This window comes from Pseudomonas sp. GW822-FHT07A10 (assembly GCF_058798795.1).
In genome coordinates this window covers 162,457-174,984 of the sequence record NZ_JBXAKV010000011.1, presented here as the reverse complement: position 1 = coordinate 174,984, position 12,528 = coordinate 162,457, and the positions used below count along the sequence as shown (strand labels likewise).

11 protein-coding genes are annotated in these 12,528 nt (G+C 62.1%); 1 reads left to right on the top strand and 10 read right to left on the bottom strand.

Features of this window, described 5'->3' with window-relative positions; all coding sequences use genetic code 11:
• Window positions 1–38: 38 nt before the first annotated feature.
• The gene (locus AC1RL4_RS19565) at window positions 39–845 is read left to right on the top strand and encodes a class I SAM-dependent methyltransferase (protein ID WP_230175503.1); all 807 of its coding nucleotides are present in this window, start codon (window positions 39–41) and stop codon (window positions 843–845) included.
• A 121-nt stretch (window positions 846–966) separates the two neighbouring features.
• Here AC1RL4_RS19565 and AC1RL4_RS19560 read toward each other — a convergent pair whose 3' ends face one another.
• From AC1RL4_RS19560 to AC1RL4_RS19515, 10 genes are read right to left on the bottom strand one after another with little or no spacing between them, the layout of a single operon-like run.
• Entirely contained in the window at window positions 967–1,656 is a 690-nt protein-coding gene (locus AC1RL4_RS19560; protein WP_019580121.1) for a hypothetical protein, read from the bottom strand.
• Between the two features lie 57 nt (window positions 1,657–1,713).
• Complete coding sequence (locus AC1RL4_RS19555) at window positions 1,714–2,526, bottom strand: ChbG/HpnK family deacetylase (protein ID WP_230175502.1); 813 nt, start codon at window positions 2,524–2,526, stop codon at window positions 1,714–1,716.
• Window positions 2,498–3,721: a GNAT family N-acetyltransferase gene (locus tag AC1RL4_RS19550; protein WP_230175501.1), complete on the bottom strand. Its 1,224-nt coding sequence runs from the start codon at window positions 3,719–3,721 to the stop codon at window positions 2,498–2,500. The genes AC1RL4_RS19555 and AC1RL4_RS19550 overlap by 29 nt, the downstream gene beginning before the upstream one ends.
• A gap of 31 nt (window positions 3,722–3,752) precedes the next feature.
• Window positions 3,753–5,672, bottom strand: a complete 1,920-nt coding sequence (locus AC1RL4_RS19545) for a hypothetical protein (protein WP_230175500.1) — start codon at window positions 5,670–5,672, stop codon at window positions 3,753–3,755.
• Window positions 5,669–6,973, bottom strand: coding sequence for an oligosaccharide flippase family protein (locus tag AC1RL4_RS19540; RefSeq protein WP_019580125.1), 1,305 nt, complete (start codon window positions 6,971–6,973; stop codon window positions 5,669–5,671). Before AC1RL4_RS19540 ends, AC1RL4_RS19545 begins: the two co-directional genes overlap by 4 nt.
• Window positions 6,970–7,971, bottom strand: a complete 1,002-nt coding sequence (locus tag AC1RL4_RS19535; protein WP_019580126.1) for a polysaccharide deacetylase family protein — start codon at window positions 7,969–7,971, stop codon at window positions 6,970–6,972. The genes AC1RL4_RS19540 and AC1RL4_RS19535 overlap by 4 nt, the downstream gene beginning before the upstream one ends.
• A 12-nt stretch (window positions 7,972–7,983) precedes the next feature.
• On the bottom strand, window positions 7,984–9,120 hold the full coding sequence (locus AC1RL4_RS19530) for a glycosyltransferase (protein WP_028941302.1): 1,137 nt from the start codon (window positions 9,118–9,120) through the stop codon (window positions 7,984–7,986).
• Window positions 9,113–10,081 (bottom strand): glycosyltransferase family 2 protein, encoded by a 969-nt coding sequence (locus AC1RL4_RS19525; RefSeq protein ID WP_019580128.1) that lies wholly within the window; start codon window positions 10,079–10,081, stop codon window positions 9,113–9,115. Before AC1RL4_RS19525 ends, AC1RL4_RS19530 begins: the two co-directional genes overlap by 8 nt.
• Window positions 10,078–11,445 (bottom strand): O-antigen ligase family protein, encoded by a 1,368-nt coding sequence (locus AC1RL4_RS19520; protein WP_230175499.1) that lies wholly within the window; start codon window positions 11,443–11,445, stop codon window positions 10,078–10,080. The genes AC1RL4_RS19525 and AC1RL4_RS19520 overlap by 4 nt, the downstream gene beginning before the upstream one ends.
• Complete coding sequence (locus AC1RL4_RS19515; RefSeq protein WP_050565216.1) at window positions 11,442–12,497, bottom strand: glycosyltransferase family 4 protein; 1,056 nt, start codon at window positions 12,495–12,497, stop codon at window positions 11,442–11,444. The genes AC1RL4_RS19520 and AC1RL4_RS19515 overlap by 4 nt, the downstream gene beginning before the upstream one ends.
• Window positions 12,498–12,528: the final 31 nt, after the last annotated feature.

The window sequence follows — 12,528 nt, the reverse complement described above, 5'->3', positions numbered from 1 at the left end:
GTGCCGGTCAATCAAAGGCCCGGAATCTGGAGCGTGCAATGGAAATGCCGACAAAGGAAAAAGCCATCGCCAGCAATCGCGATGCATGGAATGACTCCGCCCAACACCACAAAGACACCCCCGAATGGCGGGCCCGTTTGAGAGCGGTGAGCCATGGCGATTTTTCCTGCCTGGATGACACCCTCACCGGGTTGCTCCAACAGGTCGGTGTCGACGGCAAGGATGTGGTGCAACTGGGCTGCAACAATGGCCGGGAAAGTCTTTCGCTGTTTGCGCTGGGTGCCCGCAGCGTGGTGGGCGTCGACCAGTCCGGGGCCTTTCTCGATCAGGCCCGGGAGCTGGCATCCCGTTCGCCTCATCAGCCCGAATTCATCGAAGCTGATATCCATCACCTGCCGACTGAACTGCACCAACGCTTCGACGTGGCGCTGATCACCATCGGCGTATTGAACTGGATGCCGGACATCGGCGAGTTCTTGCGCCATGTCGCGCAAACCCTCAAGCCCGGCGGCAGCCTGGTGATTTACGAAACCCACCCGTTCCTGGAAATGTTCGACCCCGAGTCAGCCGATCCCTATCGCCCGGACAGCTCGTATTTTCGCAGTGAGCCTTTCGTCCAGGACCAACCGATCGTCTACGAAGGCAAAGTCGAACAGCAGGCCTCGGCGTCCTACTGGTTCGTCCACACCCTGGGCGCGATCTTCACCGGTGCCGTCGAGGCGGGGTTGCAGATCAGCCACTTCAAGGAGTACCCGCATTCCAACCGCGAAGAACTCTACGATCAGTATCAGCAGCAAAAGGCGCAGTTGCCGTTGTGTTACACGTTGGTGGCGGTGAAGCGCTGAGTGTCAGACCTGAGGAATGAGTTGCACTGACTGACGCCATCGCGGACTTGCCTGCGATGGCGTCGACACGGTCCGCAGTCAAGCAACAACCATCGCTCCCGCCTGCCCGCCTGCCCGCCAATCACGCCTGCGCCGCCGTCACCGGCCGTTGTTCCGGTTTGCGCAGTGCCGTCAGCCGCGAGCCGGTGTAGTAGGTTTCGCGGAAGAAGCGCCAGCGGCCGAACAGGTCGTAGACGTGGGTGATGCGCCCTTGCTCCTGGTAGTCCATGCGGATGTGCATTTTCATCGCCTGAATGTTGCGGGTGTCGCAGACGTCGACGATCTTGTTGCAGCCTTTGGCCCGCATCGCATCCCAGAGTTTGAACTGGGCGTCCATCGACAGGCTGGTGCCGAAGTAGGCAGGAATCATTTCACCGCCGAACTCGAAAAACTCACCGGGGTTGATCCGGAACCAGCAGCCGTAATAGTGCCGGTCGAAGTAGTCCCTGGCACTGCCCCAGATGAATCCGATGGCATCACCTTCCTCGTTCACGTACATGTGCCCGGTGTGACCCTCGGCGGCGATTTCGGCCATGGCCTTGACGCGGTTGCCGTAATACTTGGTGAACGCGATGGCGTTTTCCGGGGTGATGATCACCAGGCGCAGGCCCGAATAGGGCCGCAGATTTTGCGGCGCCACCGGGGTCACCAGGTCGCGCCCCAGCCACAGCAGCTCCCTATGGAAATACACGTAGCGCTTCCAGAGTGACTGGAGCGTGTGGAGCAGGCCTTTTTGTTTGATGCGTTCGCGAATCTTGTCGATGGCGCTCATGAAGTCCTCCGAGGCTGAAGCCTGGGTGTGGTGGGTAACGTTTTCGATGGCGAAAAATCAGGATTTCAACGGGTGCAGTTCGGTCGGGTATTGCGGCTCCTCTTTGGATGCCCTCGGCACCACGGCATAGGACACTCTCGGAACACCCGCAAGACGCTGCTCCAGCACATGGCTCAGCGACTCGCCCGGGTCCAGATAGGCATCGCCAAAATCGGCGCCGATATGGATCGGATGGACGACGATTTCCAGCAAGCCGTCGATTGGCATCGCCACAGTGCGCAGGTCGACCGGGGTGCATACGTTCTGGGCGGTCGCTCCGGACAGGCTGTTCAAGCGATGGTTGAGCAACGTCTTGAACATTCGCTTGGGCACGCTCAAATTACTGCCCAGGTCGCGCGCCAGTCGCACGGGCACCCCTTGGCGGGCGGCAAACCGCGCGACGATTTCACCGATGGGCCAGATGTTGTGCACGTGCTGATGGGAATCGAGGTGGCTGGGGTGCAGGCCGTTGTCCAGGCAACGTTGCCATTGGGCTTCGAGCTCTTCCAGCACCGCGTCGCGATCCAGGCGGTTGAGCCAGAGACAGTGACGTGGCAGGCTGAGGTCGAACTCACCCTGGCTGTCGCAGAACGTCGAACGCGCCAGAATCGACGGGCTCAACGGTCGGCCATACGTGAGGTTGAAGTGCAGCCCGATCCGCCCCTTGAGCATTGGCTGTCGGGCCAGGACGCAGGCCGCTTCGAAGGCCGGCATGTTGGCCATGGCGGTTGCGGAGCTGATGACTCCAGCGTGGAAGGCACCCAGGATCACCGCGTTTTCGCTCGGGCTGAGGCCGAAATCGTCAGCGTTGACTATGACTTGGCGAGGCATGGCTGCCCTCTCTTTCTTGTTCGGTGGGTGCAGCGTCTTTGGCGATAATGGGTGCCTGTATAGGTGTAAGCGTAGGAGCAACCAGCGTTGCTGCACGCCTGGCCTTCCACTTTTTTAACCCGGGTTTGATGTGGTGCCAGAGTCGCAGGGCCAGCCCGAGGGCGAGTCCGCTGGGGCGCCAGGAGTAGAAACTCCAGCGCCAGTGCTCCAGTTGCCCGGTCATGCGCTCCAGGAGTTGATGGCTGGAGTTTTCCAGGCTGATCCGCGAGGCGTCGACCCAGTGCCAGTTGTCGTCCAGCCCCCAGCGGATCCACTCTTCAAGCAGCACACGACCGCTGCCCAGGTCTGCGTGTTGCGGCAGGAACGCCAGGTTGTAGTCGTACAACCGACCCTGTTCCAGCAAGCCGATGCGGTAGCTGATGCAACGCCCGTCCAGTTCCAGCACCACCACCCGCACCAGTCCCAGTTCGGCAAGGGCGGTGAAAGCCTGCTCGATCCATTGCCGGTAGCGGTCATTGGTGAAAATCCCCACGCCTTGAAGGCCTTTCCAGCTCAGCGCTTCGACTTTGCCGAGGGTCCGCAACAGTGGCCTGATGGTGGCGGCGTCGGGGGTTATCCGTCGGATCTCGGCACCGCAAGCCGCGATGCGTTTACGTGCACGGCGCAGTTTGTAGCGGGGGTCGCCGGACACTTCCTGATGGTCGGCTTCGCTGATCAGGTGCACCGGCACCCGACAACTGAGGCGGCGCTCGCCGGTCGAGCTGTGGGCCATCCAGGTGGTCAGCGCACTTTCTTCGCCGATGGGTTCGCACAATTCATTGAGTTGCAGCATCGCATGGGGCACGCGACGGCGGATGATCACCAGCGCCTTGCGCATGCTCTCGGCATCGAGGCAACTGAGCAGGGCCAGGCGATCGGTGAGGGGGTAACCGAGGTGATGCAGGACTCGAAACGGTAGCCCGCCAAAGTGCTCCACGGACACCACCAACGGCAGGCACAAGGCCAATTCATCGCCGTGCCAGCCGAGCAGAACGTGCAAGCGCTCCCCGGCAACCAGTGCCTGTTCCGATGCGCGCAGCCAGGCGAGGGTGTTGAACGGTGTATGGTCCGTCACGCGCCAGCGCAACCCCTCATAGGCGGCTGTTGGAAAGTCCGGAGCGCACAACGACGTGCGCCATTCGAATCGAGCCATCATAGGTTCAGACCGCCGCATAACTCATGGACGTTCATGAGGCGCTCCAGCTCAGGGCGAACAGGGTTTGCCCTGGCAGGTCGAAGCTGACGCGACCGTCCTGACAGTTGAATTTGCCTTCGCGACTGCGGCTGTCGGCACCAAAATACACCAGCGCTCCCTTGGTCAGCGGGCAGGTCGCCCCGGCCAGATCGACACGCTGCAGGCGCGCGCCCTTATTGACGCCCAGCAGGCTGCGTTGGTGTTCGGTGGCCATCGCCAGCACGTCGACTTCGAAGGCGTCGTTGTCCAGGCGCATGACGTTTTTCAGCCAGTGCTGCCGGATGAATTGTTGGGCCAGGCCCACCGGTTTGAGCTCGAAACGATCGCCACCCAGCACCCGCACCATGCCTTTGGGGTAGTTCGGTTCGTCGGCGGCCTGGAACCAGTTGAGCATGTCCAGCAAGCCGTCCTGCGCCGAGTTGATGACCACCGAGGCCCACCACAGCGAAGCGAAATGGGTTTCCTGATCGTAGGGGCTCAGACTTGAGCCGCTGGACAGGTTGGTCTGGTCCAGCAGTAAGGCCTTGCGTGGCCGGCCCTTGGCATCGAGGCCCACCAGCTCGGCGGCGCGGCGCACGCTGTCGCGGTAGACCCGGGTCGCCAGCAGGTCGCGAACCATCCATTCATGCCAGGCGAGGGCGTCGATCTGCTCGCCGGACTCGGCCAGCAGGCGCCGTGCCCAGTCGATACCGCGCTTGTCGGCAGCATCGTCGGTGAACGGGCCGTTGACGAAACGCGAACTGGCGGGCATGGCAATGCGAATGCCAGCCTTGGCGTTGGCCGGATCGCTGCGCACTTGCCGAGCCATGCTGTTGAAGATCGCCTGGTAGTTGGCGTAGCTCGAGTAGTTGAGATTGGGCTCGTCGGCGAACGCGATGTAGTGAGTGCCGCCGCCACCGAGGGCGCGGGTAGCGGTGAGCCAGGCGTCGAGGCCGGCGTTGCTCGTGGTGTCGGCGCGCAGATCGGCCTGACGCTGGCTGCCGGCCAACAGCGTGATGTCCTGCGTGATGCCGAAGCGGTTCTGATAGAGCTGGCGGAACGCGTCTTCGTGGTGTGGATTTTCCGCCGTGACGTCGACGAAACTGTAGTAGGAGCCAGCCTGAGGCTTGAGGGCATCGAGCGCCGCGAAACTGGATTGAGGCGGCAGCACGTAGGGCAAATAAATGCCCAGGTTCGGGGTCGGGCCGAGCGTCTCTTTATGCAGGGTCAGCCGGGTCTGGCCAGCGTCCTCGCGCAGCGGCTTGAGTTGCTGCGGGTTCTGGGCGAACAGGTTCGCCGTGCCATCGAGCCAGAACGCGACCTTGCCGCTGCCTTGCAGGCGCAGGCGCCAGACTTGTTCGTCCTGGGTGACGGGCAGTTCGAGCTGATCGAATTGCCAATAGGCGCGATAGGGTTTCAGCGCCAGCGTCACTTGTTTGTTATCGCCCACACGCTGGGCCAGCAGAGCGCTGACGCCACCGTGAAACTTGCCGGCCAGCACGGCGTGTTCCCCCGGTGCGACTTTGAAATACAGCTCATCGCCGCCACGGGTTTCGGCGCTGAAATGCACCTTGGCCGGGGCGAACAGCGCCACGGTGCGTTCGTCGTGTTCGACGGTGTAGCGGCGGAAACTGTAGCCCGGAATTTCCAGTCGATAACTGGCGGCACCTGGCGCCAGCGGCCAGCTCTGCTTGCCGCGTGATTCACTGGCGGCGATCAGGCGATCACCCTTCAGGTTGCCGTTGCCGTCGAGCAGGTACAGGTGTTCTTCGTTGGCATCGGCCTGCCACGCAGGGACCCACTGGATGGTCAACGTGTCGGGGCGATCCGCTTGCAGATACAGGCTGCCGTCGCGAATGTCGGTCCAGCGCATGGGCGCTGCCTGAGCGCTCAAACCAAGGCCCAGGCTCAACAGCAGCACCAGGGGTTTCATGCTGATTTCCGTTGCAGTATCTGAAGCATCGGTGCCACATCACTGGGCAGGATGATCAGGGTTTGCCAGAAGGGTACGCCGCTCAACCGGCAGTACATCACCAACAGCGCGACGGTCACCGCCAGGTAGGCGATGGACGATGCCGCCGCGGCGCCGACGATGCCATACATCGGGATCAGCAACAGGTTAAGGGCCAGGTTCAGCAGCGCGCCGAGGCCCACCAGCAGCGAAACCGTGCCGGGGCGATTTTTGCCCAGCAAGTCCAGGCGCAGGATGCTCGCATAGCAAAGACCGAGCAGCCCCGGCAGCAGCGCCAGCAAGGCTGGGTAGGCCGGTTGATAAGCGATGCCGAACAGGGTGACGATCAGCCATTCTCCGATCACGGCCATGGTCAGGCAGGCACCGAGCATCACCGTGGCGGTCAGGCGCAAGGCCAACGGCGTCAGGCGTTCCATGCCTTCGTCCTGTTGCAGCAGGCGTTTCATCAGGGGTGTGGTCACCGCTTCCGGGACGATCAGCAGCAACTCGGCGGCAGCGCTGGCCATGGCGTAATGACCCAATGCCGTACTGCCGAGCAAGGCACCGATGAACAGGTAATCGGAGCGCAGAATGACTTGCTGGAACAACAAATCGGGATGGCTACGGGCGCTGTAGCGCAACAGTTCTTTCTGGCTGGCGCGGTCCCATTGCAACGTCAAGGGTTGCGCACGGTTGAGCCAGACCCAGCCGGCCAGCACCACCAGGCTGATGCCGGCTAGCCAACTGATCAGCGCCGCTTCCAGCGCGGCGTCTTTCCACATCCAGAACAAGGCGATAAACAGCAGCAGTGGCGCCAGCGATTCGACCAGCCGCAAGGCATTGAACGCCACCACACCGCCCGACGCGTTGTGCAAGGTCAGCAGGCCGCTCTTGAGCACGGTCAGCGGCACCGCCAGCAGCAACAGCCAGGCGAGCAATCCTAATTGCGTGGTGATGTCGAGTTCGCTGCCGAACTCGCGGGTCAGCGCCACCACCAGCAACGTCAGCAAACCTGCCAGCAGGCAACCGAATACCAGCACCTGACTCAGCAGCAAACCCATGGGCCGTTGCTTGGCCGCCTGATAACCCACCGCCGAATTCAGCCCGCCGCTGGTGGCGGCGCTGATCAAATCGGGCAGGGTGCTGAGCAGCGCAAACAGGCCGCGCTCGCTGGGTCCCAGAATCCGCGCCAGCAACACGTTACGCAGCAGGCGCAGGCCGATCATCGCCAGTTTGGTGCCCATGCTCAGGGCCAGGTGTTTGAGGTAGTGGCTGCGACTCATGGCCGGGCTCCGCGGTAGATACGCCACGACAGCAGTTCCGGATCGCGCGCCGTGCGCTGGCTGATGCCGATTCGCGGCAAGGCCAGTGGATCGCCGATACCACGGTAAATCCCGCTGGCGGTGCCCAGGGCAAACGGGAAGTCGTGGTCGGCCACGTGTTCGCGCACCCGCGCATCATGGTTGCCATTGGGGTAGCAGTAGACTGGCAGCGGCCGGTTGCAGCCATTCAACAGTGCATTGCGGCTGCGGCTCAGTTCTTCATCCAGGTGTTGATCGTCAAGGTCGGTGAAGATCGTGTGGCTGGCGCCGTGAGGGCCGAAGCGGATCAACCCGCTGGCTTCCAGCGCGCGCACTTGATGCCAGTCCAAGGCTTGGGGCAACGATTCTTCAGGGCATTGGTCGGTGAGCCGGCTCAGTTCACTCGGTGGCAGGCTTTTCAGGTTTTGCAAAAAATGCAAAAGCGCCAGGCTACGGCGCTGCACATCCAGGTCATCGAGCATTACCGGTAACGGTCGCCCGATCTGTTGCAGGCATTCAATCAAGTGTGTCCGGGCTTTTTCACCGTGGCTGTGCCACAGGGTTTCCCCCAGGCTTTCCCACCAGAAGCGTTGCCGGCTGCCGATGAAGTCGGTGGAGAGAAAAATGCTCGCCGGCACCTGATACCTTTTCAGCAACGGGAAGGCATTCAGCGCGTTGTCGCGCCAGCCATCGTCGAAGGTCAGTGCGACTTTGGGTCGCTCCGACATGGCGGTGCCGGGTTGCAGAATTTCCATCAGCGGTACGCAATCGAAGTGTTTTTTCAACCAGAGCAGCAGGTGAGCAAAGCCTTTCGGCCCGACGCACAGTTCATTGCGATGGGGCAAGTCGGCGGCGCGGTCATTGGGCAGCACCCGGTGCAGCATCAGGATCACCCCGGCACCGTGCAGTTGGTGACGGCCTACCGGCGAGTTGAGATAGAGCCAGCCACTGGTGCGTTTTAATAATTGTCTGATCGCCATGGCGCGGTCCTGTCAACGATTTTGCTCGGGGTTCCACTGCGCGTACCGCTGTCCACGCAGGAACTGCCACAGACCGATACTCATTCCGGCAAGGGTCACCAGAAAGAAGCCGGCGAGGCGAAAGGGTTTGGGCAAACGGTGTTGCACATCCAGCAGGCCGGCGATGGCCACCGCATAACCGAGCAGCTGCGCGATCAGGCTCAGGCGATAGAAGCCATGGACATTCCACAGCCAGAAGTTACTCAGCAACAACGGCAGCAACAGGATCGGTGCCAAGCGTCGAATCAGTTTGTGGCTGATCAGCGCAATCGCATACAAGCCATGGCGCCAGGGATTCAACAGTTCCCGGCGCTGGGCCAGGCTCTGCAGGCCGCCGACGGTGACGCGCAGACGACGGCGCCATTGTTTGTCGATCTCATCGACGCCCTGATCGATCACCCGGGCTGTGGGCACATAGACAATGCGTTTGTGCGCCACCGGCGCGCAGGTACTGATAAAGAAATCATCGTTGACCTCCGACGGCACGTTCTGGAACAACTCGCGACGCAGGGCGAGCAGGGCGCCGTCGGCGGAGACCATGCAGCCGGTACGATTTTCCACCATACGCAGCCAACCTTCGTAGTGCCGATAAAGGCTATCGCCCAGGCTCAGGCCCTGGCCCGCCACCGGGATCAACATGTGCCCGGCGCAGGCCCCGACCTGTGGATCGGCCAGAGGCGCGAGCAATTGCCCGAGGGTGTCGGTCGACCATTGGTTGTCGGCATCGGTGAACACCAGAATCTCGCCCGTGCTCAGGGCAACGGCGGCATTCAAGGTGGCTGCCTTGCCCTGACGGGGCAGGTCGAGCACGCTGATGCGCGGGTCGATGACCTTGCGGGCGCAGGCCACGGTGTCGTCGGTGGAGCCGTCGCTGGCCAGAATGATCTGTAGCGAGCGCGCCTGATAATCCTGGGCGAGCAGGATGCGCAACTTTTCTTCGATGTACTGGGCCTCGTTGTGCGCGGCGATGACGATGCTCACGTTCATCGGCTGTGCCGGCCCATGACGCCGTGCGGGAAATAACGGCGCGAGCAGCGTCAGCAGCAGCGGGTAGCCGAACCAGGCGTACACCGGCAATAACAGGCACCACCAGAAAATGAATTCAGCCACGGGCGGGTCTCCTGGCATTCCAGCGACAAAGGCTCAGGATGAACGCGGCACCCGCCAGGTGCAGACGCACCCAATGCAGGCCCCAGAGTTGCAGCATCAGGCGCAGGTCGCGGTGTAACAGGCTCTGGCGCAGACTTTGGGCGAGCGCTGGCAGGCTGGTGACGAACAGCATGAATAGCGCCAGTAGGGGGGAACCGTTGAGCAGGGCGGATAGCGCCATGAAATCCAACACCCAGGCGATGATCGATAGCATAGGGAATCGCAGTAAACGCAGATTCAAGCCGTGGCTGCGCAGTAATTGCAGGTGACTGCCCTGACGCCAGAACTCCTTGCCCATCCATTCGCGCCAACTGCTCTCGTAACCCCAATGCAGGGCAACGCTCTGGTTGACGGCCAGCAGGCGTGCGCCAGAGTGGGAAAGGCGCATGGTGAAATCTTTGTCTTCGCCGGTGCGCAGGTTTTCGTTGAAGCCGCCGACCTTGTCGAACCATGGACGACGCATCAACAGGTTGGAACTGGGCAGCCATCGCACTGCTTTCACCGTTTCATCGTTCGGGCGCAACGTGCGGCGTTGCCAGGCATTGGCATACCACGGGGCTTCGGCCGGGGTGTGCAGGTCCAGTCCCAGGACGTCGACCTGAACCGCGTGTTGGATGCTCAACAACAGCGTGAGCCAGTCCTCGGGCATCTCGATATCGGCATCGATGAAGCCCAGCCATTCGCCTGTCGCCATCGCCGCCCCGCGATTGCGCAGGGCGCCGATCAGCAGCCCGGGCAGCACCAGCACCTGCGCCCCGAGCTGGCGAGCGATGTGCGGGCCCTGATCGTTGGAGCCGTTATCGACCACAATCAGCTCGCATTCCATCCCGGCAGCCTGCGCGGCTTTTTTCGCGGCAAGCAAGGTGCGGCCGATGTGTCTGGCCTCGTTGTACATCGGGATGGCAATGCTGATGCGGTTCATGCCCTGGCCTCCGTCGGCGGACGTTCCTCAGCCTTGAGGCGCAACACCCAGGTCAGGGCGAGCATGATCCACAGGTACTTGTGATTCGGTGCGCTGAGGAACATCAAAAACAGTGTCAACGACAGATAACTGATGCCCAGGTGGGTGATCAGGTCGGCCTGTTCCCAATCTCGTCGCAGCATCCAGGCTTGACGGGCGCGGACCAGGTTGTACATCCCAAGGCCCAGCATGCCGACGAACAACAGCCCGGCGGGAATCCCCAGTTCACTGAAGATTTCCATGTAGGTGTTGTGAGCGCGACGGTACAAGTCGCCGGGTTTGCGGTTGGCGGAAAACACCTTGGCGTAACCGGAGGTGGCGTAGTGCAGCGGGAAGGTGCCGGGGCCGGAACCGAGTAACGGGTGCTCACGAATGATCTGGCTGCCGACCACAAGGTATGACGTGCGGCGGCCGAGGGATTCGTCCTGGCTTTTGGCGCCTTCTTTCAAGACGCTCAAGGATTGGATGCGCTTGAGGTAACCGGCCGGCATCGAATAAATCCCCACCGGGATCACGAGCGCAAGGCCGAGTATGGCAAAACCCAAGTGGCGCGGCCGGATGCGTGGCAACTGCGCGCGGTAGTGCCAGGCGCCGATCATCAAGCTCAGGAACAGCACCACCAGCCCGGAACGGGAATCGGTTTTGGTCATGCCGCCCAGCAGTAAAATGCAGCAGCCGCCCCAGAACAATCGGTGCAACAGGTTCGGACCGCGGATCACCAGTAGCAGGGCCAGCGGCACGGCGAAGGCGATCAACAGGGCAAACGAGTTCGCGTCTTCCAGCAGCCCGGCGGCGCGGCCCTGGTCCTGATACTTGGTGGAGAACATGGCCAGCGCGCTGGTCGCGCTGACGCTAAGGGTTACCAGCCGGGCGAACAGATCGAGGTTCAACTCACGGCCAATCAGCAAGGTGATTACAAACAGCACCAGGCCGACGCTCATGTCCCGCAGATGACTCTGGGACATGTCCATGTTGTCGGTATTGATCATGCTCAACAGGTACAACACCACGAAGCCGACCAGGAAGCGCCAGATGTTGCTGCGCAGGCGCTCGGACGGAATCTGGTGAATGGCCAGTTGCAACATCAGGACCAGTGCCAGTGACGCACCGATGAATTTGGTGCCTGACAGCGCGTTGCCCTTGAAGAAACCTTCGAATGGCACCAGCGCCGCGATGCCCAATAACCCCCAGGCGGGTTTTCGGTAGAGCACACCGACAGCGACCATGCCGAGCACCGCGCCGGGCGCCAGATAGGGGTAAGGACTGGCCAGCAAACCGAGGCAGACCAGGGCGAGCAGACTGACGATCGAGAGCGGAAAGATCACGCGCGTGCCTCCCGTGCAGTACGGATATAAAGCTGCGACCAGCGTTCGGCCAAGGCCTTCAGGTCGTAACGGTCCTGTTGCGTACGTTTTGCGTTGTCGATCAGTTCGCGAGCCAGTACCGGCTCACTCAGCAGCGTGTCGAGCTGCCGGGCGAGGGCGACGCTGTCGGTGGGGGGCGCCAGCAGACCGTTGTGCCGATCCTCCAGCACATCGGGAATTCCGCCGACGCTGAATGCCACCACTGGCACTCCGGCCTGCATTGCTTCGAGCAAAATCATCGGCGTGCCCTCGGTGCGCGAGCTGATCACCAGCGCATCGAGTTGCGGCCACCAGCGGTTCATGTCGGTCTGGTAACCCGGCAGGGTGATGCGGTTGTGCAAGCCGGCGGCGGCAATTCGCGCCAGCAGGGTTTCCCGTTCCGGGCCATCGCCGAGCATCACCGCGTCCAGTTGCGGATGTTGCTGACACAGCGCAATCAGTGCATCGAGAAACAGGTCCGGGCCTTTTTCATGGGTCAGCCGACCGACGAAGCCCGCCAGCCAGCGCGGGTGTCTGGCGTTGTGGGGCAGCAAGCCGTTGGCGGTTGGCAGACCATTGGGAATCACTTGCAGCTTCTCCTTCCGAACACTGGCCTTGCGGTGCAGCGCCGCGATGCTTTCGGCCACGCAGACCACCCGATTCACCGACGCGGTGCGGCACAGTTGCAGGCTCAGCCAGCCGTAGAAGCGTTGCTTGCGACTGCGCGGGGTGAAACCGTGCTGGGTAATCACCAACGGCAAGTCAAACAATGTCGCGCCGACCCAGCCAAACACCAGACCCTTGAAATTGTGCGTATTGATCAGCGGATGTTCAGCCCGCCGATAACGTAAATGACCCAGCAATTGCCCCAGTCCCGCGAAAGCGCGGCAGTCGATCCCGGCCTCGCGGAACCGGTCGATCAGCGCCGGCGGCGCATCCAGAAACAGCACCTGGTGGTGCCCCGGCGTCGCCAGGCAATGGTCCAGCAACATCCGCTCAGCGCCATAAAAGCCGCCGCTGCTGATCAAATGCATGATCGGCAGCGCGCTGGCGTTGAGCGGCCCG